Origin of the sequence: Enteractinococcus coprophilus (genome assembly GCF_006716305.1) — a bacterium.
GTDB classification, from domain to species: Bacteria; Actinomycetota; Actinomycetes; order Actinomycetales; family Micrococcaceae; genus Yaniella; species Yaniella coprophila.
On sequence record NZ_VFOU01000002.1, the window covers coordinates 488,611 to 513,648 of the forward strand.

A 25,038-nucleotide genomic window follows, 5' to 3' on the forward strand; every position below is an offset into this window, starting at 1 on the left:
CTGCCATTGTATGCCTTTCGCGTAAGCTGTCAGTGACCATCTCATCACAGTCATCCGATGGCTGACGAGATCTCCACCTACGGAAGAAAGTTATAGCGGTGACAACGAGTCAACAACCCGACGCCCCCAAACCAGTAGCTCCTAAACCAAGCGCTGTGACCCCAGCAGAAGTCCCCCCGGTCGCACCGGTGGCGCCTACGCCTGCCTACACCTCTGATCTTGGGCAAGCCAAGCAATTTGCTGAGGTATCGGACGACGGTGTTGTAACACTGCTCGATGGCGAAGAAAAGGTCGAGGTCGGCCAGGTGCCAGAAGCTTCCACTGAGGACGCCCTTGCCTATTACGTTCGGAAATATGATGACGTGATGACGCAGCTGCAATTGCTCAAACAGCGTCTCGATACTGATGTATCAAACCAGGAGTTACAGAAGACTCTTGATCAGATCGACGCGACAATTGCCGCCCGACAGATGGTCGGCGATATGGCCAAGCTCCGGGACTTGTCAAAACAGCTGCGCAATGATCTTGTCGAACGCCACGCCAAAATGCAGGCGCAACGCGAACAGGCCATCGCCGAACAGCAGGCTGCCCGTCAAAAGATTGTGGATGAAGCAGAACAAGTCTCTGCTCAGGACCCAGAGAAGACCCAGTGGAAACAATCAACCGCGAGAATGCGTGAATTGTTTGACCAGTGGCGCACAACCCAGAAATCTGGTCCGCGTTTACCTCGAGCAACTGAAGACGAGTTATGGAAACGTTTCCGTTCAGCTCGTAATACATTTGAAAAGAACCGGCGCGCCTTCTTTTCTCAATTGGATGCACGAAACGCTGAAGCGAAAAAGACTAAAGAAGAGCTGATTGCTCGTGCTGAGGCTCTGCAGGATTCCACTGATTGGGGTCCCACAACGGTCAAGTACCGTGAATTGATGAATGAGTGGAAAAAGTCTCCGCGTGCTTCGCGGAAGGACGATGATGCACTGTGGGCGCGCTTCCGCGCGGCGCAGGATGTCTTCTTTAACGCTCGCGATGCCGCCAATGCTGAATTAGACCGTGAGTACGAAGCCAACTTGGCGGTCAAAGAGCAGATTCTGAAAGACGCTGAACAGCATCTGCCGTTCAAAAGTCTCGAGTCAGCCCGGACCGTTATGAAGGATATTCGTGCACGCTGGGACGAAGCTGGTCGTGTTCCGCGCAAGGACATGAGTCGGATGGAAACGGCGATGACCAAGCTTGAGCGTGCGCTATCGGATTTAGAAGACGAACACTGGCGCAAGACCGATCCTGAGACCAAGGCACGCACGGATTCTGCCTTGACACAGCTGGAAGATACGATAGCTCAGTTGGAAGCAGACCTTGCTGCTGCCGAGCAAGCTGGAGATCAAAAGAAGGTCGCTGCTGTGCAAGAAGCTCTCAAAGCTCGCCGGCAATGGCTAGAAGTTGTTCAAGCTGCTGGTGAATAGGTCCTCTTAACCAGCCAACGCGAAGTTATCCACAGCTCCGGTCGACAGTCCGTCGGCCGGAGCTGTTTTTTGTCATCATAAGATGCATGACTACTTCGCATAGTGCTTCACCATTCTTGATGACCAATGAATATCACTTATACGTCCCGAACAATCCATTCAACGCCTCCGAGCTGTCTGCGATGACCTATCATGGGATGCTCCGGCCGCAATTTGGTCCATTCTATGTTGACATCGACCTACCAGATACGGCATCACAACGAGCTAAAAGCGTGCGTATGGTGGGTGAACGTCTCATCTCTGGCAGTTGGACTGCAACCTTGCTCACCGCAGCGTGGATTCACTTAGGTGGACAAGCGCCCGAAATCTTCGAAGCTGCGACCGCCTCTATCCCGCGTAAGAGGCGTAGATCTAGGATTATGCCTTCGGCCATTCGCCAGTCAGACTATTTGGACCGCGCGGAGGTATCAGAAGATGACTTACAAGTCATTGGTGGCGTAGTTGTCACAGCGCCAGAATTGACCATCGTAGATCTGCTGAGGGTCGGCGGCGTCCAACGATATCAGGCTCGCGTCTATGAGCTATTCAACCGAATTGATCTCAACGCGATGAGGCAACGTCTCCAGGACCAGAGTTCCTTGCCTGGGATGAGCACTGCCCAACAACTCTTCGAGTCATTAGTCAAGGACTACAGCGGCGCCAAGCAACACGTAGCCTAGGTGGCCGCAGAATTCTTACTTCGATCTGAACGACGGTAGACATCATACACACCGTCTACTTGACGGACCGCATTCATCAGATGTTCAAGATGATCGGTGTCACCCATTTCAAAAACGAAGCTGGTTTCAGCCACGCGATCCCGACGAGTTTTCACATTCGCGCTGAGGATATTTACATGATGGTCAGACAGCACCGCTGTCAGGTCTGACAAGAGTTGCTTACGGTCCAATGCGAGCACCAGAATGTCGACGTTAAACGTAGCGTCGGACGTTGGCGCCCACTCTACCTTAATGAGTCGGTCCTCTTCAGTCGTATTGACGATGTTTAGACAGTCTTTGCGATGGACTGAGATCCCCGAGCCTCTTGTGACAAACCCGATGATGCTGTCCGGCGGTACGGGCGCACAACAACGTGCCAGTTTCGCCATCACATCGCCTGCCCCGGGAACCACGATGCCAGAGTCGGCATGCCGCGAGGGCTGGGGAATAGCAGGTATCGCGACCGTGTCCGGTTCTGGTTCGGGCTTTTCGTCTTCGGGAGACAGTAAGCGTTCTATTCGGTCTAAGACGTTGGTTAACGACAAGGATCCATCGCCGATACTCGCATAGAGCCCTTGAATGTCTTCGTGGTTGAGTTGTTCGGCAACTTGGGTGAGGGTATCGGTACTGAGCATTTGCTGCAAAGGAAGGGTGCGCTTGCGTGCCTCTTTGGTTAATAACTCTTTACCACGCTCAATAACCTCGTCTCTGCGTTCTTTAGAGAACCAGTGACGTATGCGGTTCCGGGCACGACCCGACCGAACGAAGCCGAGCCAGTCTTGTGAGGGCCCAGCGTTCTCGCCTTTATCAGTAAAGATCTCGATAGTGTCGCCGTGATTTAGCACGGTATTTAGTGGCACGAGACGGTCATTAACGCGTGCGCCCACCGTTCGGTGGCCGACCTGGGTGTGCACACTGTAGGCGAAGTCCACTGGAGTAGACCCGGATGGAAGCGCTTTGATCTCGCCTTTCGGCGTGAAAACATAAACTTCTGCTGAGCCGATTTCGGTGCGCAATGAGTCAAGAAAATCATTGGGATCCGCAGCGTCTTGTTGCCAGTCGAGAACAGTTTTCAGCCACCCTGGAGTTTCTGCATCAGCGGTTCCGCCACGCTTATAAACCCAGTGGGCAGCGACACCATATTCTGCTCGATGATGCATCTCATGGGTCCGTATCTGGATTTCAACACGTTTGCCGCCGGGGCCGATCACTGTGGTGTGCAATGACTGGTACATGTTGAACTTCGGCATTGCGATGTAATCTTTGAATCGTCCAGGTATTGGTGACCACCGGGCGTGTAGGGCACCTAAAACTGCATAACAGTCCCGGACCGAATCGACAAGAACCCTGATGCCCAGCAGGTCATAGATCTCATTGAACTCTTTGTCCTGTTCCTGCATCTTTTGGTAGATCGAGTAATAATGTTTCGATCGACCCGTCACCGTGGCCCTAATCTTTACGGAACGAAGCTCTTTATCGACTTGCTCTGTCAGGTTCGCCACAATCTTCTGGCGCTGTGGAGTGCGCTCCCCCACGAGCCGAACAATCTCTGCATAAACTTTCGGTGACAGCGCTGCGAATGATAGATCCTCAAGTTCCCACTTGATGGTGTTCAAGCCGAGACGATGAGCAAGCGCGGCGTAGATTTCTAGGGTTTCTTTGGCTTTGCGTGCAGAGGATTCAGGGGCAACGTAACGCCAAGTACGAGCGTTGTGCAGCCGATCAGCAAGTTTGATCATCAACACGCGAACATCTTTGGCCATCGCAATGATCATCTTGCGAACGGTTTCTGCTTCTGCAGCGGACCCGAACTCAACCCGATCCAGCTTGGTGACACCATCAACCAGCAACGCAACGTCAGGGCCAAAGTCCTTGGTTAACTGTTCAAGAGTGTATTCAGTATCTTCAACAGTATCGTGCAAAAGTGCAGCAATGAGCGTTTCACCGGTCAGACCGAGTTCTGCAAGGATTGTGGCTACCGCTACCGGATGCGTGATGTAGGGATCGCCAGACTTTCGGTACTGCTCACGATGATGGTAATTAGCCACGTTAAAAGCTCGAATAATTGGACCGATGTCGTCCTTGGGGTTCCGAACTTTCAGAGTACGAACCAGAGGTTCGAGTAGCGGGGAATACCCTCGGCCGGTGAGCCGGGCGAAGCGACCAAAACCTCGTGCCGGTGTCAGGGCATCAGGGCCCTTATGTCCACCATGAGGTGATGTTGGTTGTGATGAAGCCACAAACCCTCCCCTTGCCACGAAATTCGATCTAGTGACCTAGTTTAGTGCGTCACAAACCTTTGGTGACAATTATTTGCTGGATTCGAACATATCAGCTTAAAACACAGCGATCCTAACGCCCAGACTCAAGGCTATAGGACCGCTGTTTATGATGCGTAGAAGTACTACGTATTTGACGCATCTGCCGTTACGGAGTTCTCGTCCTTCGATTCAAGCGAGCCGCGACGACGTAGGATTTTCGCATCGCGGTCTTTGAGACCCTCTTCGTTTCTCCGGAAGAGTGCGTATAGCGGGGCTTGAATAAACAGTGTGGCCACAGTACCAACGATGATGCCCACAAAAATCGACAGTGAAATGTCTCGCAGCGTTCCGGCACCGAGTAAACCCGCACCAATGAACAAGATTGACCCTACCGGCAAAATGCCCACGATGGAGGTCGTGATCGAGCGTACCAATGTTTGGTTTACCGCCAGGTTGACTAACTCATCAAAGGTTCGTCTCCGGTCTTCTTCGAGATTCTGTGTATTTTCGCGGATCTTATCGAATACCACGACGGTGTCATAGAGCGAATAAGACAAGATCAACAGGAAACCAATGATGGCTGGTGGGGTGACCTCGAAACCTATTGCGCCATAGATACCAACGGTCAGCGCGACGACATACATCAAACCCACGATCGCTGCCGCCGACATTTTCCATGTGCGGAAATAGATCGCTAGGTATAGTGCGACGAGCACCAGGAACACGATCAGACCGATTAACATTTGTTGTGAGACAGCCGCACCCCACGTTGGACCCACAAAGTTGGAAGTCACTTGTTCCTGAGCCACGCCATAACCTTCCTGGAGGTTAGTGGCGACTTGTAGGGTCTGATCATCAGAGAGTTCTGCGGTTTGGACCCGGACTGTTCCAGGCGCGATATTGGTAGCTGTCGCTTCCACCTCGGGTACAACTGCCGTTACGGCTTGTTCACCAATCGATGGATCCGTATTTTCTACTGCGGAGACGGTAAATTCGGAACCTCCCCGAAATTCAATACCGAGGTTGAATCCTCCGCGGAGCGCCGTAATTCCTCCGGCTACCACCAGGAGGATCAACGCGACAACAAACCAGGTCTTCCATTTCTGAACGAATTGGTAGGATTTTTTGCCCGCATAGAGTTCGTTACCCCAGGTTGCTAAGCGACTCATGAGTCCTCCTGTGCAGGCTCGCGATCGGATGTGCTGGATGACTGCAGGGCTGCGGCGCGTTCTGCTGCCCGGCGTTCTGCAATGGTCTGGCGCCGCGCCGCTTCTTTGCCAGAGCGTTTATTTTTCTTCGACCGGACCTCAACGACCTCTTCTTCGGGACGGAACTCGCGAATGCGCCCTGCTCCCTGGTAGAGAGGTTTTTGTCCCAAGAGCGACGGATCCATGCCTGACATTGGGTGACCCGAAGCGAAGAATCTTGTCTTTGCCAACAGTTGCATAACCGGATGGGTAAACATGTAAACAACAATGAGGTCGGCAATAGAGGTCAACCCTAACGTGAATGCAAAGCCTCTCACGTTGCCGACGGCAACGAAGAACAGCACCACCGAAGCAAGTATGTTCACCAGCTTTGAAACCGTAATAGTGCGTTTGGCCCGGTCCCACCCATAATTCACGGCAGCTTCGAAAGGACGGCCGTTGCGCATTTCATCTTTAATACGTTCGAAGTACACAATGAACGAGTCAGCTGTCAGGCCAATCGAGACGATAATACCCGCGATGCCCGCCAGCGATAAACGGTAGTTATCAGACCAACCGAGCAACACGATAGCTTGATAGGTCAAAATACCCATAATCAAAATCGATGTCAGAGTAACGAGACCAAGTGCCCGATACTGGAAGAACTGATAGACCGCAACGAGAGCTAGACCAATGAGACCTGCTACGAGTCCCCAAAACAGCTGATCTTGACCAAGGGTGGCCGAAATCTGCTGTTCCGATTCAACTTCGAAGGAGATCGGCAGTGAACCGTATTGCAGCTGCTCGGCAAGCTGTGCCGCGCTTTCTTCGTCAAAGTTTCCAGAGATCTGCGCTTGACCATCAAGAATGACGGCCTGCGAAGCGGGCGCCGAGACGATCTGGCCATCGAGCAGGATCGCAAACTGATCTTGTGGTGAGGTCATGCCAGTCAGACGCTGAGTGATTTCGCGGAATTTCTCAGCACCCTCGGATTCAAACCGGATGTTGACGACCCACTGGTTCGCTGACACTCCGGTGGGCGTCGATGCCATGCCGTGGTCGGCGGACTCGATCTGATCGCCAGAGATTTCAAGGGGTCCCAGAATGTATTTGACTTGGGTGTCGAAATCACACGCTACGACGGCCTCATCGGCTGGTAAATCGTCGCGAATCTGCGAGGCTTCAGGTGCCGCGCAATCAGTGCGCTGGAACTCGTCATAAACTTCCGTGGTAATCCAGTTCGGATCGGAGCCGTTCTCAGGGGTAGCTTCAGGTTCGGGAATTTCAGAAACATCCAGGCGTTCTTCTTCCGGAGTGGCCTGGAACGAACCAGCAGTAAGAACTGACCGGAATTCCATGTTGGCGGATGCTTGGATCAATTCGCGCGTCTGGGCGTCTGGGGTACCCGGCATGGAAACAACCACGTTGTCGTCACCTTGGGTGTTGATCTCAGCCTCTGAAACACCAGATCCGTCCACGCGTTGACGGATAATCTCAACGGCCTGGTTCATCTGCTCGGCAGTAACAGCTTCGCCCGTTGTGGTTTCTGGAGACAGCACCATCTGGGTACCGCCCTCAAGGTCAAGAGCTAGCAGCGGGAGACCGTTGGAATTATTGGTAGCAATGCCAATGCCCATGATGACACCCAAACCAACAATAATAGCTGTCAGCCATGCCAGCGCACGTCGCGCACGGGATTGAGAGTTCTTAGACGCCATGAATATAACAGGCTTTCAATATGGTTTTCGACAAAAAGGAACTGCGGCCGGAGCGTCTAGCGATCCCGGTCGTCGCGTGGGTCTTTGTATTCTGAACCGTATTCGCTATCGGAGGTCTCAGGCGACGTCTGTTCTGGGTAATCGGGGATGTCATCGACCGTGATACCGGATTCAGGAAGCTCTTCGGCAGCGCTTTCTTCAACGACTTGGCCCACAGCTTGCAAGTGAACAGTGGCAAAGTGTCCTGGCGATAATTCCAACACGACTTTATTATCATCACGATCGAGTTCGATAATGGTGCCGTAGAGGCCAAACGTCGTCATGACTTGCATTCCGGGTTGCAGTGAAGCGCGCTGTTCTTGCTGCGTTTTCATTGCTTTACGGCTGCGACGGATCATCATGAAGAACAGCAAACCAAGCACTGCCAACATCAAGAGCATAAACATGCTCGAACCGCCTTCTTGGCCGCCTTCGGCTTGTGCGATAACGGTGGCGATTTCAGCGTTATAGGTCATTTAGTCTTCTACCAACTATCTTGTTGTCATACAGTGCACAGCAATGCACCCACGGAAACTGCCGGTTTTGCGGCATTTACACAATGTCTGAGCCTATCCTAATGGCCCGACTTAAATAGCGTGAATTTCATGTCGTGGGCCAGCGGCAGCCATGAGGTCTGATATCAGTCAGTCTTGGTCATCAAAAAACAGCATGCCTTCCGTATCTTCTTGCGGCATGTAACTTCCTTGTGGGTCATGCTGATGGGCAGTTTCTACGGTGCCAGCACCTTCCGGCAAGAGCGACCACAACCCATCCGAGGAGGGGTCTTCGGGTGGTTTGAGCCCTAGATGTTCCCATGCGGCTGGCATGGCAATCCTGCCTCGGGGTGTGCGGCCCAGCAAGCCTTCTCGCACCAAATACGGCTCAGCTACTGTCTCGACGGTTTCTATTTCTTCCCCGACGGCGATGGCCAGCGTCGAGAGACCTACCGGTCCCCCGTTGAACTTCGTACACAATGCCTCAAGCACTGATCGGTCCAGTCGATCCAGCCCACGTGAATCTACTTCATACATTTCCAAAGCAGAAGCAGCAGCACCGGCGTCCACTGAGGCCAAACCATTGACCAGCGCCCAGTCACGAACTCGACGTAATAACCGGTTAGCAATCCTCGGGGTGCCCCGCGAGCGAGAAGCAATCTCCGAGAAAGCCTCGTTCGTTAGGTTCATGTCAAGCATTGCTGCCGACCGACGAATCACCATTTCAAGTTCTTCAGTTGCATAGAAGTCGAGATGGCCGGTAAAACCAAACCGATCGCGTAAGGGACCCGGCAGCAGTCCGGCACGGGTGGTAGCCCCGACAATAGTAAAGGGCGGTAGTTCAAGCGGGATCGCGGTCGCGCCTGCCCCTTTACCGACGACAATATCGACCCTGAAATCTTCCATTGCCATATACAGCATCTCTTCAGCCGGCCGCGACATGCGATGAATCTCATCGAGAAAAAGCACTTCGCCTTCGGTTAACGAAGACAGGATGGCGGCTAAATCACCGGAATGTTGGATCGCAGGTCCCGAAGATATCCGCAAAGGTGCACCCATTTCCTCTGCCACGATCATCGACAGTGTCGTTTTTCCTAACCCCGGAGGCCCAGATAGCAAGATGTGGTCGGCGGTCGCACCCCTGAGCTTGGCTGCTTCAAGTACGAGCGCTAGTTGCTTTCTGACGCGGTGCTGACCAACAAAATCAGCAAGGTTTTTAGGTCGCAGGGCGGCTTCGACTTCGCGCTCCTCGGTGGAGGCTCCGCCGGTCACAAGTCGATCGTCGCTGTGCGGGGTGAAACTTGGGTCTGTCATAAATTAGAGCCGTTGCCTTCTTTGGCCTTCGCCAAGATTTTGTAGGGTTGCGCGCAAGGCCGCTGAAACGTCATGAGAGTCGGCAAGCTCCGGCTGTATCTCCAGAGCATTGCCAATGCCCTTCAGCGCATCTTTTTCATTCCAGCCCAGACCGATGAGGGCCTGCTGAACTTGGTCTTTCCAGACGGGTTCTTTACTACGACCACTCCTTGTGGAAGGCTGATCTGGTTCTTCTCTCGGGACGAGTTTGCCAGATAGCTCAAGTATGATGCGTCTCGCCGATTTCGGTCCGATGCCGGGGACTTTCGTAAAGGCTTTATCGTCCTGTTGATCAATGTGGTGGCGAACTTCATCAGGTTCAAAAATCGACAGTACCGCTAGCGCAATCCGTGGCCCTATACCTGAAACGGTCATCATGGTTTCGAAGATCTCGCGCTCATCTGCTGTACCAAATCCATACAGCACTGGGTTATCGTCACGGATCATCAGCAGTGTTTGGACTGTGATTTCACGGCCCAGGCGGAGCGCCGACAGAGTCGTGGGACTTGCCGAAAAAACGTAGCCGATACCAGCAACGTGAATAACAGCGTTATCGATCCCAATATGCTGGATTTCGCCGGTTAGCGACGAGATCATATTCTCTCCCTCTGACGGCTCTGCACCATCATTTTCACGTGATTATACGCACCGGTTGCATTCTTGGCGGTGGCGTAAGGCTTATTTAGCTCGTTTTTCAGCTGCCAGCCAGAGCTTCTGTGCAGGAGTAAGAGTTTCGGGCTGAGTGTCGAATTGAGATTTTCTTGCTGGACTCGCCAATTTACCTGTGTCTAGGCCGCGACCTAAGAGTCCCCCACGCCAGGCGTGGGCAATCGCAATGGCAATGGCGTCAGCCGCATCCGCAGGCTTGGGAGAGACAGCAAGATTGAGTATGCGCGTCACCATCGCGGTGACTTGTTGCTTGTTCGCGCTACCTGAACCAGTCACGGCAGCTTTTACTTCCGAAGGCGTCAGCAACGCTGTGGGAACATCCTTGCGTGCTGCCGCAGCAATCGCCACTCCTGAGGCTTGGGCTGTACCCATGACGGTAGGGGTATTGTGCTGAGCGAACATACGTTCCACTGCAAGATGATCTGGCTGGTATTTTTCCAACCACTCCCCCATGGCGTGATCGATGACTGATAGTCGATGCCCTATCGGTTCAGTTCCGGGACTGCCAACGACTGTCACATCAACCAGTTGAGCACGACGGTTAGCAGCGATGTCGACTACTGCTATACCGCAGCGTGTCAGCCCGGGATCAACTGCTATGACGCGTAATAGCCCAGCGGCTGCTCCTGAATTGACACTTTTATTGTGCACCTATGCGTCCTGAGCTGCCATCTCTTCAAGAACCTCGGCAGAGATCTCAACATTGGCATAAACGTTTTGTACGTCATCGAGGTCCTCGACGGCATCCCACAATTGCATAAATGAGCTGGCAGCTTTGGCGTCCAGTTCGACCTTCATTGCCGCATAAAACTCAACGTCATCAGATTCGTATTCAATGCCAGCTTCGTCAAGGGCTTTTGAGACGTCATGAACATCAGATGGGTCAGAAATAATTTCAAACGCAGTACCTGAGCGAACAATTTCTTCGGCACCAGCTTCGATAACTGCCATCATGACGTCATCTTCCGTATTGTTTTCTGACGGAACACGGACGACCCCGCGACGTTCAAACATGAAGGAGACAGACCCTGGATCTGCCATGTGTCCACCGTTACGGGTAACGGTTGCCCGGACTTCGGAGGCAGCACGATTTCGGTTATCAGTGAGGCACTCGATAAGCAATGCGGAGCCTTCCGGGCCGCGGACTTCGTACATGATCTCGTCATAGTTGATGACTTCACCGGTCAGACCGGCACCACGTTTGATGGCACGATCGATATTATCGTTTGGTACCGATTGTTTTTTGGCCTTGGTGACGGCCACTTCCAGTGCCGGGTTGCCTTCAAGGTCTGGCCCACCTGCACGAGCCGCAACTTCAATTGCCTTAATGTGGGTGGCATACATTTTGGCACGTTTTGCGTCCAACGCAGCTTTCTTGTGTCGCGTTGTATGCCATTTTGAGTGACCTGCCACGGTATTGAACTCCTCTCCCGTTTAGCACAACGGGCGTTAGGGGTAAATCGACTGCCTCCATTATAGGGGCATACCGGTTATTCGGCAGATATTGCGCCTGGCAGACTCGGCCGATCATGGGAGATGCCGCTGAGTAAAACATGCAACCAGGTCAACACGGCGGATTCAAATCGTACTGGATCCACATTCCATTCTCGCGTGTGGCGAGCCTGCTGGAACCGAACGAGACTGACATAACGAAGGTTTTTATGTGCGAGTTCTTCCGAGGGTCCGATCGGGACAAAATCGTCGTCCTGGGAATGCAATATCAACATGGGATGGGTAAGATCAGCTGCGCGACTCACCCAATCGAGCTGGCGAAAATCCAGTGGAGCGGCAAGCCCTGTGATGGTTCTTCCCCACGGGGACTCTATGAGCCAGCGTCCTAGTTTTCCGGCAGGATGTGGTACTCGATTGATCCGGGCCTGATGACGCAAGACATCGAGCCAGTCAATGACTGGCCCGATGAGTACAAGTCCTCGAACATAACGCGCCAGTGCAGACCGCTGGATGAGTTGTAGGCTCACTGCAGCACCCATGGAATAACCAGCAAGAACGACCGATGATGCGCCGTTGTTGAGGGCATATAAAATTGCAGCCTCAATATCTGGCCATTCGGTCGCACCCAAGCCATATCGCTTGTCCCGAGCATCGGGGGCTTCGCCGTCGTTGCGATAGGACACCAACAGTCCTGGCATGCCCATCCGCTGAGCGACCCCCATCATGCGCAATCCTTCATTGCGTTTCGAGCCCCGCCCGTGAACAGTAATAATCCAGGTGTCGTGAAATTGTGTTTGACGTGTCGGCGGAATAAACCATGCAGGGGCAAGACCGTTGTCCACGGGAATCCAGACGTCCTGATACACGTATCCGGCTTCATGAGGTGTTGGCCAAACAAATCCCGCCCAACGACCGCGAACGGCCCGAGAGAGATCTCCGCTATAAATCTCTTCCACTACACGGGTGACTGTTTGGTGTTTGCGATCGATGGCTACGATCTCCCCCACGCGGGCCACCCCTTGGTTCTCATGAAAGGTCAAAGCGTACTGACCCCGCACCGTCGTCTGGCTGGTGATCGCAAGTTCAATCAGAGCGGGAGTCGTCGTGTCAGTAGACGGCCGGTAGCGATAGATCCGGACATCTTCTGCAGGATGTGGCTCTGGAGTGACAACGGTTCGGGCAAAGATTGATGCCAGGGTGGGGATCGCGGCTAACGCCGTGCCAGCAAGAGCGCCCGTGACAGCGCCTACGGCTGACCATCGAATAGTGCGTTTTGTTCCGTGATTTTGGGTGTCACGAAATGGCGTGCCGACAAGGTTGCGTAGGTTATTGTCACCCATGCCTAACATTCTGACTTGAAGAGCTATTTTTCGCTAGCCATTAGCAACCGTTTCGCCTGATTGCGTATGGCAAGTTTTGCAGTGAGGCAAAACGGTAGATTTGGCCAACGGGCAACGATAGATTGGCGACATGACAAGTACATCAGGTCCTTCCCACTCAACCAATGAACCGTTAGCCGCAGAAGAAGCACGGTCTTTATCCGAAGAGCAATGGCGTCAACGCTTAAGCCCCGAGGCCTTCCACATTCTTCGCCAAGCTGGAACTGAGCGTCCGTTTACAGGCGAATATTGGGATACCGAAGAAACTGGCGTGTACTCCTGTCGGGCGTGCGGTCAGGAACTTTTTGCTTCGACCACGAAGTTTGATGCCCGGTGTGGATGGCCGTCATTTTATGCACCCACCGATAATGAACGAGTCACCTATGTTGAGGATAGTTCACTCGGGATGACCCGAGTTGAGGTGCGCTGCGCCAATTGCGACTCACATTTGGGGCATGTTTTTGCTGGTGAAGGGTTCGATACCCCAACGGATCTCCGCTATTGCATTAATTCGTTGAGCCTAAATTTGACAAAGTCGCAAGATTAATTTCTCAGTAGCACGATTTCGGCGCGCCGTCCACAAAATCCTTCAAGTGGGGGTTTAACCTGGGATTGTGAATCCACAACAGTCTCATGCGCAAGCTCTGCAGGCCGCTCCGCAGACATTTAGAGTGGCCCTTGATGAATTGCGTCAAGCCGTCACGCGCCATGAGGTGGTGCTCAATGAAGTTCCAGCGCCTGCCAAGCTTGCACCATACGCGGTGGCGATGTCGGCTGATGTGTCAGCCACCAACGGTGATGCACTGGCGGTTGGTCGGTTCATTATGCTCTATAACCCCCAATATTCGGAAGTATGGGACGGAAACTTCCGTATCGTCACTTACATCAAAACCCGGCTTGAAGCTGACCTTGGAGAAGATCCACTCGTATCTGAAGTCGCCTGGTCATGGATGGTTGAAGCGCTCGACCACGCTGAGGCTACGTATCGTCAACCAGGTGGCACCGCGAGCAAAGTATTATCGCAAGGGTTTGGGGTCATCGACCAACAAAACGAAACGATAGACTTAGAACTCCGTGCGTCATGGACACCTGAGGGTGACCATCTTGATCGTCACCTGTCCGCGTGGAGTGATATGGTCTGCACATTCGCAGGACTGCCGCCCATAACCGAAGGTGTCATTCCGTTTAACCCACATCGAAGGAAGTAACGATTTCTAGCGCGCATCTCAGGGCAGACGATTCCGAGGAATCTCAGCATGCCGCTGAGACCTCACAGCCTGCCGCACAAGACCCCGAACCTGTTTTAATCACTCAACCCGCCGGTGGCATACCACCGGTCATCGACACTCCAGCACAGCTCCACCACGCGGCGGAAAAACTTCGCGCCGGCACCGGACCCGTGGCAGTCGACACTGAACGTGCCAGTGGATACCGCTACGGCCAGCGGGCTTTTCTGATCCAGCTCAAACGCGACGACGATACCATTTGGCTTCTTGATTCTGAGGCGCTGAAGGATCTTGAACCGATCCAGCAAGCGCTCGCGGGCGTCGAGTGGATTCTGCACGCGGCCATTCAGGACTTGCCGTCATTACGCCAAGCCGGACTGTGGCCTGATCAACTCTTCGACACAGAGCTCGCCGGTAGACTCCTGGGTTATCCTCGGGTGAGCTTATCGGCCCTGTTGGAGCGCAAACTCAACGTATCGTTAGCCAAAGAGCATTCGGCGGCTGACTGGTCCGTCCGTCCACTCACGGAAGACATGCGCAATTACGCCGCACTAGATGTTGAATTGCTTCATGAGCTGCGTGAAGCGATGATCCAAGAACTTCAAAGCGAACATAAACTTGAAATCGCCTACGAGGAATTCAATGCGCTGTTGACTCGACCGTTGAAACCTCCGCGCAAAGACCCCTGGCGTAAGACTTCCGGCATTCACGAAATCACCGACCGACGAGCATTAGCGATTGTTCGGTCGCTGTGGACTACACGAGAAAAACTTGCCCAGTCCCGCGATCTGCCGCCAGGAAAGTTACTCAATGATCGCACCCTGATAGCGGTGGCCAAGGCCAGGCCGCGGACAGTTCCACAGTTAATGAAAATTCCGCGCATGCGTCGTCGGGCAGCGGCGAAAGACGCTCGTCGCTGGCTACAAGCCATCCAAGACGGTATCAAAATTGCCCAAGACCCTGATAAAATTCCACCGCTGCGAATGGCGTCTCAGGCTCCTCCGGCCGTCAAAGCCTGGCGAGAAAAAGATCCGCTAGCCGCCCGTCGCTTGCAGACAAGCAGAAAACGGCTTGCCCGGGTCGCAGAAGAACACAGCATGCCTTTAGAGAATCTTCTGTTGCCCGAGACTCTGCGCGAGTTGTGTTGGCGCCCGCCCGAGCCCATCACACCGGAATCAGTTGAACGACGCCTCCTGGATTTAGGAGCCCGTCCCTGGCAAGTCCAAGCCAGCTCCGCGGTTATCACCGTCGCCCTGTTGGATCCGGATCCCCTCGACACATGAGCCGATCCATACGCTGGAAAATTCTTCGAAACATGATGGAACACGATGAGCTGCTGTAAAAAACTCCCAAATCGCCGTACGTTTTTAGTTGCCTCCGGAGCAGCTGCAACCGCCGCTGTTGCTTTAACCGCGTGCACCTCCGATCCCGACCAGGAAACGTTTTCTGGAGGTACGCTGACCAAAGCGCTTGCACTTGAAGATTTGGCACCGGGGAGTTCGGCTCAGATGGCAGTTGGTGCCAATCAGGTCCTGATATATCGAGAAAGTGCCGAGGTCGTGCATGTCTATTCGGCTGTGTGCACGCATCAGGGTTGTATTGTGGGAGCAAACGACGACGGCGCCTCACCGGCCTTTGTCTGCCCATGTCATGCTTCGCATTTTGACAAACTCACCGGCGAGGCCGTCAGTGGACCTGCCCAGCGACCGCTCATGCGACACAAGACAGCCATCGAAGACGGCTGGATTCTCGTGGAAGTCGAACCAGCCTAGCTCTGCCTAATCGCGCGGAGTCGTATAACGCCGCCGACTGGGGCGCGGTCGCCCCAGTCTCTGCTGGGCTGAAGGTTGCGTTGCCGGATCCCAAGAAGGGTCCTGGGTGCTTCGACGTGGATAATAGCGCTTAATCCACCACCACCAGACGATCGATCCGATGCCGGGCAGAATAAAGATCGCACAAACCCACCAGAGGCGTTGTACTGCATTTATAGGGGCCCGGTTCAGGCTCCAAAGAGACCACACCATGAGTACCACGAGCAAAATTGCGCCAATGGTCATTGCAATATCGAAGAATGTATTGATGATGGGCTCCTCTCGTCACACGCAATGTGTCTAGTACAGGGCAATTTTGTCGGCCGGTGGGAAGATCTCATCCAGAACTGTCAAGTCGTCGTCCGATAGCTCATAGTCAAGTGCACGCGCATTTTGCTGGACTTGTTCCACACGGGTAGCCCCTGCAATGACAGATGCCACCGGGTTTTGCGCGGCCAGCCATCCGAATGCTACATCGACTTGAGTGATGCCGCGTTCCTGGGCGAATTGCGCATAGCGGTTGAGCTGGTCCCAATTGGCATCATTAACCATATGTTGCCGTACATAAGACAGTCGAGAACCTGACGGTCCCCCACTAGGAGTATATTTGCCGGTCAACAGGCCGTTATTCAAAGGAAAATACGGAAACACACCCAGATGAAATGCTTCAGCCGCAGGTAGTACTTCCAGTTCGGCTCGACGATCCATGAGATTGTAGTGGTTCTGGGCCGAGATGAACCGTTCTGTGCCCAACTCTCGGGCGACGTATTCAGCCTGGGCGATCTGCCAACCGGAGAAGTTGGAATGCCCCACATAGCGCACTTTGCCCTGAGCAATGAGCTGATCCAGCGCAACGAGTGTCTCTTCGATCGGGGTCACCGAGTCCGGGGTGTGGTACTGGAAGAGATCGATGTAGTCGGTGTTGAGACGCCGCAAGGAAGCCTCAACGGCGGTGATGATGTATCGCCGTGAACCGCGTGCTCCAAAATCTGGGCCGTTGGCACCGTTCATGTCCATACCGAATTTCGTACCGATCACGACATTGGCACGTTCGCTTCCCAGAGCTCGACCGAGGTAGTGTTCCGAAAGTCCCGGTGTTTTGCCATAGGTATCGGCAGTGTCGAAGTAGGTGATCCCGGCTTCCAGAGCAGCTTTGACGACTCGAATCGATTCCTCTGCATCTTCGGTAACAGCGTTCGGGCGCCCTAAGTTATTGCAGCCAAAACCGATAGCAGAGACCACCAGCCCCGAATTGCCAACTCGACGATATTGCATCGACTAACTCCGTTCGATTTGCATCCGGTCGCTTCTAAAATCGGTTTTCTTCAGGGCCTCGTGGGCTAGCTTGATAGCTTTGTTGCGATGAACCGTATGCACGGTGATCAGAAACGCTGGCTCGTGAGTTGCTGTTTCCCATTGATCAACGGTGCCAAGGCCTCGCCAACCGAGTAGGCCTGAGTAAGCAACGCTAAATTTTTCGGCATTGGTTGATTCCACCTGGGTGGGAGCTTGGCCTTTGAATTTGATTATGACCGTGAAGGTCTCATGCGGCACTGCATCCACATCAACGTAGTTGTCCGCCAGATTCTGCTGTTCGAGTGAGGCTAGCAGACTGTCGGCCTCGGATTCGTCGGCTACCTGTTCTACCGTTGTGGTTCCGGTTTCGCCCACTGGTCCGTGGTGGAGTATGAATTCTCCGGTCTCTTGTTCCCACCAGGCTTCCCGGTAGTGGGTTGGGCGCGAAGCGCCGTCGGCAGTGTGGTACATACGAATAATGCTCACGATGTTCCTAGAGGTAGAGGCAAGATGGTGTCCGGTACTGATACTACCGGCAGGGTGAGTATGCGTTGTACAGCATAATGGCCCGGCACCCATGTGTGGGTACCGGGCCATTATTTCGTCAAAAGACTTGACGGCTCAGCTGCGTTTTCCGCTTATTTGTTTTTCGCGGCCATCTGACGCAAGACGTACTGCAAAATACCACCGTTGCGGTAGTAGTCTGCTTCACCTGGTGTATCGATGCGAACCGTCGCGTCGAATTCGACCTTGGTGCCGTCTTCTTTGGTTGCAGTCACGTGGACCGTCTTTGGAGTCGTTCCGTTGTTCAGTTCGGAAATACCCGAGATGTCAAAGGTTTCAGTACCGTCCAGGCCAAGCGAGTCTGCGGATTCTCCAGCTGGGAATTCCAGTGGGAGCACACCCATACCGATCAGGTTCGAGCGGTGAATACGTTCGAAGGATTCGGTGATGACGGCTTTGACGCCAAGTAGTGCGGTCCCCTTGGCCGCCCAGTCACGGGAGGAGCCGGAACCGTATTCTTTACCGCCCAGCACGACTAGTGGCGTGCCGGCCTGCTGGTAGTTCATGGCTGCGTCAAAGACGAAGCTTTGTGGGCCGCCGTCTTGAGTGAAGTCGCGGGTGAAGCCACCTTCAACGCCGTCCAGCATCTGGTTGCGGATACGGATGTTTGCAAAGGTACCGCGGATCATGACTTCGTGGTTACCACGGCGGGAACCGTAGGAGTTGAAGTCTTTCCGAGCGACACCATTTTCGAGCAGGTACTGACCGGCTGGTGTATCCGATTTGAAGGCACCGGCTGGCGAAATGTGGTCGGTGGTGACCGAGTCGCCGAGCTTCAGCAGCACACGTGCACCAGAAACGTCCTGGACGGGTTCTGGTTGCAGGGTCATGCCCTCGAAGTACGGCGGTTTACGAACGTAGGTGGACTCTGGATCCCAAGCAAAGGTGCTACCTTCTGGGGTATCCAGACTCTGCCAGCGGTGGTCGCCGTCAAAGATGGTCGAGTATTCTTCGGTGAACATCTCGGTGTCGATCGAACGATCGATGATTTGCTGTACTTCGGTTGGGTCTGGCCAGATATCGGCCAAGAAGACGTCGTTTCCTGCGGAGTCCTGGCCCAGTGGTTCGTTTTCGAAATCGAAGTCCATGGTCCCGGCCAGAGCGTAGGCCACGACGAGCGGCGGTGACGCCAGGTAGTTCATCTTGACGTCAGGGTTAATACGGCCCTCGAAGTTACGGTTACCAGACAGCACAGAGGTCACGGCTAGGTCGTTATCGTTGACGGTCTTGGAGATCGCTGGATCGAGTGGACCCGAGTTACCAATACAGGTCGTGCACCCGTACCCAACGATCGAGAAGCCCAGTTCTTCCAGGTGTGGAATGAGACCGGATTTTTCGTAGTATTCGGTGACTACGCGGGAACCTGGTGCCACAGAAGTTTTGACCCATGGCTTGGATTTCAGACCTTTTTCGGTGGCGTTGCGAGCCAACACAGCTGCGGCCATCATGACGGATGGGTTGGAAGTGTTGGTACACGAGGTGATTGATGCGATCGCTACCTTACCGTGATCCAGCTCAAATTCGCGGCCGTCATCAAGTTTAACCTCGGCGGTACGCGATGGACGACCCTTGCCGGCCTCATCGGTATCGGCGTAGTCATGGATGTCCTTACGGAACTGGTCTTTCGAATCGTCCAGGATGATGCGGTCCTGAGGACGGCGTGGTCCCGAGATCGAAGGAACAACCGTGGAGAGATCCAATTCCATGTACTCAGAGAACTCAATCTCCTTGGATGGATCATGCCACAAGCCCTGTTCCTTGGTGTAGGCCTCAACGAGTTTGATGTTTTCTTCCGAACGGCCGGTCATGCGCAGGTAGTCCAAGGTAACCTGGTCGATCGGGAAGATTGCGGCGGTCGAGCCGAATTCCGGCGACATGTTACCGATGGTTGCGCGGTTGGCCAGTGGGACCGAGCCGACGCCTTCGCCGTAGAATTCAACGAATTTACCGACGACACCGTGCTCACGCAGCATTTCAGTAATGGTCAATACAACGTCAGTTGCGGTAGCACCCGCTGGGATTTCACCGGTGAGTTTGAAACCGACGACGCGTGGGACCAGCATTGAGACTGGCTGGCCGAGCATCGCTGCTTCAGCTTCAATACCGCCAACGCCCCAACCGAGAACACCCATGCCGTTGACCATGGTGGTGTGCGAGTCGGTACCAACACAGGTATCCGGGTATGCGCGCAGGACGCCGTCGACTTCACGAGTCATGACGGTGCGAGCTAAGTATTCGATGTTGACCTGGTGGACGATACCCATGCCAGGGGGAACAACTTTGAAGTCGTCAAATGCGGTCTGACCCCAGCGCAGGAACTGGTAGCGCTCACCATTGCGCTCGTATTCGATTTCCACGTTACGTTCTACTGCGTCGGGAGTACCGAAGTAGTCGATCTGCACCGAGTGGTCAATGACAAGCTCTGCTGGTGCCAGTGGGTTGACCAGTTCTGGATCTCCACCAAGGTCTGCGATGGCTTCACGCATAGTAGCCAAGTCAACAACACAGGGAACACCGGTGAAGTCCTGCATCAATACCCGGGCCGGGGTGAACTGAATTTCGGTGTTTGGTTGAGCGGATGGATCCCAGTTGGCAAGGGCCTCAATTTGCTCCTTGGTGATGTTCTCACCGTCTTCTGTGCGGAGCAGGTTCTCGAGCAGAATCTTCAGCGAGTAAGGAAGTTTCTCCGAACCTTCAACTTTGTTGAGTCGAAAAATTTCGTACTCAGCACCATCGACGTCCAAGACGCCTTTGGAGCCGAAGCTATCAACTGTAGTCACAGTGGACTCCTCTTTTCCCGCCCACTCGGGGCGTTTTCATTGTCCTGTGTAAGCTGTGTCGCTCAACGCATGCAAGTGACACGTCAGGGCACTGCCGGTGCGAACCGCCCAGCCCGGTCAAAGCATGCGTGGGCGGTGTGGCTTTTATTCTAACGTGATTCAGTCGTTGTCGCGCGATTGTCTCAACGCAGCAGATGGCCGAAATGTGGTGACAGTCTCCATGTGATAAGTATCTGGGAACAGATCATAAATCGTGCTGTCTTCAATTTCCCAACCGTGTTCGACAAGCCATTTCGTGTCACGCGCAAATGATGCAGGGTCGCACGAGACATACACGATCTTTTCGGCAGCTAGCTGATGAATTCTCGTGATCGTTGCCCGACCGGCACCTGCACGCGGTGGGTCAAGAACCACTGCATCTACTTGACGGCCGTCCAGGCCACCTTTTGCCAGCGAAGCGTCTGGCCGTTGCAACCAGGAGCCGATGATGCGGTCAGTTAGCCCGTTAATGACACAGGCCTGCTTCGCATCATGTAAGTTCTTGCGTGCATCACGTGATGCACCCGGAGAGGCCTCAACTGATAATACGAGACCGTCATCGCCGACCCCGTCAGCGATGAACTTCGAAAATAGACCGGCGCCGGCGTAGAGGTCTGCGACAACCTGACCTGGCTGGACATCCAGTGCCTCCAGGACGGCTTTGACTAGCGTTGCTGGGGCATCGCGGTGTACCTGCCAGAAACCGTCGCCCGAGACCCGGAAAGTATGGACGCCGAATGCTTCAGTCTCAACGACCTCGGTCAGCCATGTCCGCCCGCGCAGGCGGACCACTTCGAGCGGGCCAAACTGTTCGGCACGTAACCCCACGACCACCGACACTTTGGAAGGCAAATGGATCATGCGTTTACGCCACTGGGCGATGTGATGTTCGAGCTGCTTCTTGCTAGCAGCCACAGTGTCCAGCGGGAAAATCACCACGAGGACTTCTTCCCCATGGGAAGGTGTGGCAACCTCGACGCGTGCAGCACCTGTGAAGTCAATATCCCACAGTTGTAGCGCATCGAGCTGACGGACGCCCAGTGGGATGTTGCGTACCGGTACAACTGATGCCGAACGGTGGACGTTCATTGCCAACCGTCCGGTGGTGGTCACTGAGAAGGCATTGCGAGTTCGCCAGTGCAACCCGGTGGGCTCGTCTTCGGTGATCCCCACGACTGGAGCCTCGACATTGAGCTTGCCGATACGGGCCATGGTGTCACGGAAAACTTGCGCTTTAAGGCGGCGCTGGTGCTCTAAAGTGATATGGCCAAATTCTGCTCCACCAACGGGAAACCGCCCTGAGGCGTGAGCACGGATGGAATCAGCAAGCTTCCACTGGTGTGAACGCCGAAACTCGGAAGGTCGAACAACGGACACCGTATCCGCACGCCAAAAACGGGCATCCTCTCCCCCTGCGGTCACTGCGGCGTTCACGATTTCACCTGGAATCGCATGCCGCACAAACACAACGCGACCGTCGTGTCTGGCAACACAGTGTCCGCCATGTGCCATGGCGCCAACTTCGAGTGTAAGGATTTGGCCAGCATCTTTGTCATGTGCTGCCAGATGCGCGGCAGTTTGTGAACCGGTGCTTGTCATTGATCGGCCTGCTTCAAGTCTTGTGGTGAGTGGTACTGGGTTGTGAGAACCGGCGAGCCGATTCCCACACAAATTTCATTTGTCAATGTCCAATCACCATAGTATCGCCTCGCAATGTGTGATGTATCACCGTGACGTGTGGTGTCATACTTTTGGCCCGGCACCACTCTCACCTGGGGTGTTAGCATCCGATGAAAATTGGTTACGTGTCATAAGGGGATCTTTTGTCGGTTTCGTGACGAGCCAACCGAACCATAGCACCAATGCGTAGAGGGGTACCCCCATGATTAAACGCGCGGTCCCTAGGGCCACCACGTCATCTGCCCAATACATTGGGAGCTGGACAACCAGCCGAGCGGCAAAGACCAGCACCATCAGCAATGTGGCGATTTGATATTTCCGTCGTCGCGCGGGAACTTTTTGCCAACGGACCCCTTCACCTCGGATCCAGCCGTAGATGAGTCCCATTACCGGCCACTTGACAGCCATGGACAGTGCAAAAGCAGTGCCATAGGCCGCAGAGATATAAAATCCGATGACATAGTAGCCGCGTGCATCATCTTGTAGCAGTGCAACGGCGGCGGATACCCCAACCCCTAAGACACCAGCTATGGCTTGCGTCAGCGGTTGTCGCTGAAGCAGACGTACTATACTTGCGATCGCAGCCAGGCCTACCGCCATGAGCGCAGAGATCCACACGTTGGTCGTGAGGATAAACGCGGCTAAGAAAATCAAAGCCGGCAGGATAGCTTCGGCGATACCGCGAATGCCACCGACCGAAGCAAGGAGATCCAGCTCCCCCGAAGGGGTCGTCGCTGTCCGACCGGCAAGTCGCTGAGCGACTTGTTCGAGCTGTTCTTGGTCACTGTTCTGCTCGTGTTCCGCGTTGTCCATTACCGTGCTCGTTTCCGGTTCGTTATGCAATAAAATTTTCCTGACCGGGTCTACTGCTGCGTTTGCGACTGCTGCTGTTTCGCCTGTTGACGCCGACGTGTTGCTGCTTCACGCAGAGCGGTCAGCACACTTTCAGGTGGGGTAAGTTCCAACATCTGGCGAGCGGGCAGTGGACGCTCGCCGCGATCAATCACCGTATTCTTCAAGATGTCGTAGAGCACATCAGCGTGCTGTTTCTGGATGGCAGCTTTGCCCATGAGCATCGCTCGGATCATCCATCTGGGGCCGTCGATCCCAATAAATCTTGCGATACGTTCACCCTTGCGTCCATCTGGTAGTTCAGCTGGAATTCGGATGAGGAGCTCATTGCCAAACTCGCCGTCTTCGACCGTGACCGATGCGCCTTGAGCGTTCTTGTTTTGGTCATACATCTCTTGGCGGATTTCTTCCCATTGCCCGCCAGAGCGTGGGGCGGCAAATGCTTGGATTTGTAGCGTTGAATTATCGTGAACTGCAGAAACAGCAAAGACTTTTTGTTTTGACTGCTCCTGTTCTAATCGATAAGAGACATTTTTTCGAACAGGGACTTTGAGCGCCCCCAGGTCCATGTAGCCCTTGCTGAAATCATGGGTCTCAACTTCGGTAATATCGAAGGGACCTTCTGGACGTTCATCAGCGACGGGATTGTCGTCAGCATCGCGTAGGTGTTCAGGCAACACGACGGTTTCGGCTTGCACATGTCTGTTGCGTCCAAAAAGCATCGTACAACTTCTCCTTAAGTTCTTATCGACCGCACTTCCAGCCTACTGCCGTGTTCCGAAACTGCCGGTGGAGCCAAAACCAGCATCCTGGCGAATAGATTCTGGAAGCTCTTCCACAATAGAAAATTCCGCCTGATATACCGGTTGAATGACTAACTGAGCGATTCGCTCCCCGCGCTGCAATTGGATCGTTTCTTTGGAATCCAAATTAATGAGAGCGACCTTGATCTCTCCTCGATACCCAGCATCAATGGTACCCGGAGCGTTGACGATACTCAGACCAGCCCGTGTCGCCAGACCGGAGCGCGGGTGAACAAAACCGGCAAAGCCATGAGGAATGGCCACTGCAACACCCGTCGGCACAAGCTGGCGTTGGCCAGGTGCTAGCGTCACATCGATAGTCGTAACCAAGTCGGCTCCAGCATCGCCTGGAAGCGCGTAAGCCGGAGGCGCAATCATGTCATCCAGAAGCTTCAACTCGACAGTTAGTTGATGCGGAGAACGGTCACGGTCAGACGAGGTTGGCATGCAGTGCACTCCTGGTAATTTTATGGTGAATAGTACCGGCCCACAGTCTAGTCATTGGGAGAGGTTAATACCCAAAATAGGTGTCCTATCGGCTAGGCCTGTAGGCTGGAGATCATGACAGAAAATGCGGACAAACGAATAGGACCGGGAGGTTCACCGATCGTCTATCAGGAGACGCTTCGGCCCTCATGGTCTATGTGGTTACTGGTCTTACTTGCCGCTGCGCTCGGTTGGCTCACGTTAGCTCCGTTGAGCATTGGCTGGGGCGTGGTAGCGGGTGTCATCGTAGCCGCGATTGCAGTTTTCGGGCTACTAGCCTCCTCCACAGACATCACCGTGACGACCACGCATGTGCAAGTCGGACGTGCAACCATTGAGCGTGAATATATCGGTGAGGTAACCGGTTATCTCGGCGATGACGCTTTTGCACAGCGCGGCCGGAAACTCCATGGTCTGGCCTACTTACATCTTCGCAGCTGGATCAAACCGGTAGTTCGCATTCAAATCGAAGATCCTCAGGACCGGACCCCATACTGGTTAACCTCTACTCGACGCCCAGAAGACCTGGTTTCTGTGCTGGGCGGGGCAATGCACGTAGTAGAAGATGCCCAGGTTGATGATGAAGATATTCCAGAGTGGCTCATTGAAGCCGAGCGTCAGCGCCTTGAGGCGGAACAAGCTGAAGACAACCGCGAACAGCCAAACGGGAATGGCGTGCGCTAATAATCATTGTTAAACAGGCAAAGGGGCAACCGTGAGTCATCACGGAA

At 54.1% G+C, this 25,038-nt stretch carries 23 protein-coding genes; 7 read left to right on the plus strand and 16 right to left on the minus strand.

From position 1 onward, the window contains the following. Window positions 1–98: 98 nt before the first annotated feature. Window positions 99–1,460, plus strand: a complete 1,362-nt coding sequence (locus FB556_RS07030; protein WP_246057255.1) for a DUF349 domain-containing protein — start codon at window positions 99–101, stop codon at window positions 1,458–1,460. An 86-nt stretch (window positions 1,461–1,546) separates the two neighbouring features. Next, window positions 1,547–2,179, plus strand: a complete 633-nt coding sequence (locus tag FB556_RS07035; RefSeq protein WP_141866141.1) for a hypothetical protein — start codon at window positions 1,547–1,549, stop codon at window positions 2,177–2,179. Here FB556_RS07035 and FB556_RS07040 read toward each other — a convergent pair. The 9 genes from FB556_RS07040 to FB556_RS07080 all read right to left on the minus strand — a co-directional run bounded on the left by FB556_RS07040 (window position 2,176) and on the right by FB556_RS07080 (window position 12,731). Then, the gene (locus FB556_RS07040) at window positions 2,176–4,404 is read right to left on the minus strand and encodes a RelA/SpoT family protein (RefSeq protein ID WP_246057281.1); all 2,229 of its coding nucleotides are present in this window, start codon (window positions 4,402–4,404) and stop codon (window positions 2,176–2,178) included. The genes FB556_RS07035 and FB556_RS07040 overlap by 4 nt on opposite strands. A 218-nt stretch (window positions 4,405–4,622) precedes the next feature. Further along, window positions 4,623–5,648: a protein translocase subunit SecF gene (secF, locus tag FB556_RS07045; RefSeq protein ID WP_141866144.1), complete on the minus strand. Its 1,026-nt coding sequence runs from the start codon at window positions 5,646–5,648 to the stop codon at window positions 4,623–4,625. Then, window positions 5,645–7,384: a protein translocase subunit SecD gene (gene secD, locus FB556_RS07050; RefSeq protein ID WP_141866146.1), complete on the minus strand. Its 1,740-nt coding sequence runs from the start codon at window positions 7,382–7,384 to the stop codon at window positions 5,645–5,647. Before secD ends, secF begins: the two co-directional genes overlap by 4 nt. Before the next feature lie 56 nt (window positions 7,385–7,440). Further along, entirely contained in the window at window positions 7,441–7,899 is a 459-nt protein-coding gene (gene yajC / locus FB556_RS07055; protein ID WP_141866148.1) for a preprotein translocase subunit YajC, read from the minus strand. 168 nt (window positions 7,900–8,067) lie between these two features. Beyond that, window positions 8,068–9,231: a Holliday junction branch migration DNA helicase RuvB gene (ruvB, locus tag FB556_RS07060; protein ID WP_141866150.1), complete on the minus strand. Its 1,164-nt coding sequence runs from the start codon at window positions 9,229–9,231 to the stop codon at window positions 8,068–8,070. 3 nt (window positions 9,232–9,234) lie between these two features. Further along, window positions 9,235–9,867 carry a Holliday junction branch migration protein RuvA gene (gene ruvA, locus FB556_RS07065; protein ID WP_141866152.1) on the minus strand — a complete coding sequence of 211 codons (633 nt, stop codon included), beginning with the start codon at window positions 9,865–9,867 and terminating at the stop codon, window positions 9,235–9,237. A gap of 81 nt (window positions 9,868–9,948) precedes the next feature. Next, a complete protein-coding gene (gene ruvC / locus FB556_RS07070; protein WP_141866154.1) occupies window positions 9,949–10,590 on the minus strand; it encodes a crossover junction endodeoxyribonuclease RuvC in 642 nt (213 codons plus the stop codon). Next, the gene (locus FB556_RS07075; RefSeq protein WP_141866156.1) at window positions 10,591–11,352 is read right to left on the minus strand and encodes a YebC/PmpR family DNA-binding transcriptional regulator; all 762 of its coding nucleotides are present in this window, start codon (window positions 11,350–11,352) and stop codon (window positions 10,591–10,593) included. It abuts the gene before it with no gap. Window positions 11,353–11,429: 77 nt separating this feature from the next. Next, a complete protein-coding gene (locus tag FB556_RS07080; RefSeq protein ID WP_246057256.1) occupies window positions 11,430–12,731 on the minus strand; it encodes an alpha/beta hydrolase family protein in 1,302 nt (433 codons plus the stop codon). A 130-nt stretch (window positions 12,732–12,861) separates the two neighbouring features. Between FB556_RS07080 and msrB the strand changes: the two genes are divergently transcribed. From msrB to FB556_RS07100, 4 genes are all read left to right on the plus strand, one after another. After that, window positions 12,862–13,317 carry a peptide-methionine (R)-S-oxide reductase MsrB gene (gene msrB, locus FB556_RS07085; RefSeq protein ID WP_141866160.1) on the plus strand — a complete coding sequence of 152 codons (456 nt, stop codon included), beginning with the start codon at window positions 12,862–12,864 and terminating at the stop codon, window positions 13,315–13,317. A gap of 67 nt (window positions 13,318–13,384) precedes the next feature. Further along, window positions 13,385–13,978 (plus strand): DUF3000 domain-containing protein, encoded by a 594-nt coding sequence (locus tag FB556_RS07090; protein WP_246057257.1) that lies wholly within the window; start codon window positions 13,385–13,387, stop codon window positions 13,976–13,978. A gap of 98 nt (window positions 13,979–14,076) precedes the next feature. Then, on the plus strand, window positions 14,077–15,279 hold the full coding sequence (locus tag FB556_RS07095) for an HRDC domain-containing protein (protein WP_281280481.1): 1,203 nt from the start codon (window positions 14,077–14,079) through the stop codon (window positions 15,277–15,279). 45 nt (window positions 15,280–15,324) lie between these two features. Further along, complete coding sequence (locus tag FB556_RS07100) at window positions 15,325–15,768, plus strand: QcrA and Rieske domain-containing protein (protein ID WP_141866566.1); 444 nt, start codon at window positions 15,325–15,327, stop codon at window positions 15,766–15,768. A gap of 339 nt (window positions 15,769–16,107) precedes the next feature. On the opposite strand, the gene FB556_RS07105 is transcribed toward FB556_RS07100, so the two are convergent. The 7 genes from FB556_RS07105 to dut all read right to left on the minus strand — a co-directional run bounded on the left by FB556_RS07105 (window position 16,108) and on the right by dut (window position 24,268). Then, on the minus strand, window positions 16,108–17,082 hold the full coding sequence (locus tag FB556_RS07105; protein WP_141866164.1) for an aldo/keto reductase: 975 nt from the start codon (window positions 17,080–17,082) through the stop codon (window positions 16,108–16,110). Between the two features lie 3 nt (window positions 17,083–17,085). After that, the gene (locus FB556_RS07110; protein ID WP_141866166.1) at window positions 17,086–17,589 is read right to left on the minus strand and encodes a hypothetical protein; all 504 of its coding nucleotides are present in this window, start codon (window positions 17,587–17,589) and stop codon (window positions 17,086–17,088) included. A gap of 152 nt (window positions 17,590–17,741) precedes the next feature. Then, window positions 17,742–20,447, minus strand: coding sequence for an aconitate hydratase AcnA (gene acnA / locus FB556_RS07115; protein ID WP_141866168.1), 2,706 nt, complete (start codon window positions 20,445–20,447; stop codon window positions 17,742–17,744). A gap of 159 nt (window positions 20,448–20,606) precedes the next feature. Next, a complete protein-coding gene (locus FB556_RS07120; RefSeq protein WP_141866169.1) occupies window positions 20,607–22,085 on the minus strand; it encodes a class I SAM-dependent RNA methyltransferase in 1,479 nt (492 codons plus the stop codon). Between the two features lie 144 nt (window positions 22,086–22,229). Then, on the minus strand, window positions 22,230–23,009 hold the full coding sequence (locus tag FB556_RS07125) for a DUF3159 domain-containing protein (RefSeq protein ID WP_141866171.1): 780 nt from the start codon (window positions 23,007–23,009) through the stop codon (window positions 22,230–22,232). A gap of 20 nt (window positions 23,010–23,029) precedes the next feature. Next, complete coding sequence (locus tag FB556_RS07130) at window positions 23,030–23,740, minus strand: DUF3710 domain-containing protein (protein WP_141866173.1); 711 nt, start codon at window positions 23,738–23,740, stop codon at window positions 23,030–23,032. Window positions 23,741–23,782: 42 nt separating this feature from the next. Continuing rightward, entirely contained in the window at window positions 23,783–24,268 is a 486-nt protein-coding gene (gene dut / locus FB556_RS07135; protein WP_141866175.1) for a dUTP diphosphatase, read from the minus strand. A gap of 114 nt (window positions 24,269–24,382) precedes the next feature. Here dut and FB556_RS07140 point away from each other — a divergent pair, with 114 nt between their 5' ends. Further along, a complete protein-coding gene (locus tag FB556_RS07140) occupies window positions 24,383–24,991 on the plus strand; it encodes a DUF3093 domain-containing protein (RefSeq protein ID WP_141866177.1) in 609 nt (202 codons plus the stop codon). Window positions 24,992–25,038: the final 47 nt, after the last annotated feature.

Excerpts from the sequence above, each read along its gene's own strand:
- FB556_RS07130 (WP_141866173.1), bottom strand. The coding sequence starts at position 23,740 with ATGCTTTTTGGACGCAACAGACATGTGCAAGCCGAAACCGTCGTGTTG.
- FB556_RS07080 (WP_246057256.1), bottom strand. The coding sequence starts at position 12,731 with ATGGGTGACAATAACCTACGCAACCTTGTCGGCACGCCATTTCGTGAC.
- secD (WP_141866146.1), bottom strand. The coding sequence starts at position 7,384 with ATGGCGTCTAAGAACTCTCAATCCCGTGCGCGACGTGCGCTGGCATGG.
- FB556_RS07120 (WP_141866169.1), bottom strand. The coding sequence starts at position 22,085 with ATGACAAGCACCGGTTCACAAACTGCCGCGCATCTGGCAGCACATGAC.
- msrB (WP_141866160.1), top strand. The coding sequence starts at position 12,862 with ATGACAAGTACATCAGGTCCTTCCCACTCAACCAATGAACCGTTAGCC.
- yajC (WP_141866148.1), bottom strand. The coding sequence starts at position 7,899 with ATGACCTATAACGCTGAAATCGCCACCGTTATCGCACAAGCCGAAGGC.
- dut (WP_141866175.1), bottom strand. The coding sequence starts at position 24,268 with ATGCCAACCTCGTCTGACCGTGACCGTTCTCCGCATCAACTAACTGTC.
- FB556_RS07140 (WP_141866177.1), top strand. The coding sequence starts at position 24,383 with ATGACAGAAAATGCGGACAAACGAATAGGACCGGGAGGTTCACCGATC.
- FB556_RS07100 (WP_141866566.1), top strand. The coding sequence starts at position 15,325 with ATGAGCTGCTGTAAAAAACTCCCAAATCGCCGTACGTTTTTAGTTGCC.
- ruvB (WP_141866150.1), bottom strand. The coding sequence starts at position 9,231 with ATGACAGACCCAAGTTTCACCCCGCACAGCGACGATCGACTTGTGACC.
- secF (WP_141866144.1), bottom strand. The coding sequence starts at position 5,648 with ATGAGTCGCTTAGCAACCTGGGGTAACGAACTCTATGCGGGCAAAAAA.
- FB556_RS07105 (WP_141866164.1), bottom strand. The coding sequence starts at position 17,082 with ATGCAATATCGTCGAGTTGGCAATTCGGGGCTGGTGGTCTCTGCTATC.
- FB556_RS07035 (WP_141866141.1), top strand. The coding sequence starts at position 1,547 with ATGACTACTTCGCATAGTGCTTCACCATTCTTGATGACCAATGAATAT.
- ruvA (WP_141866152.1), bottom strand. The coding sequence starts at position 9,867 with ATGATCTCGTCGCTAACCGGCGAAATCCAGCATATTGGGATCGATAAC.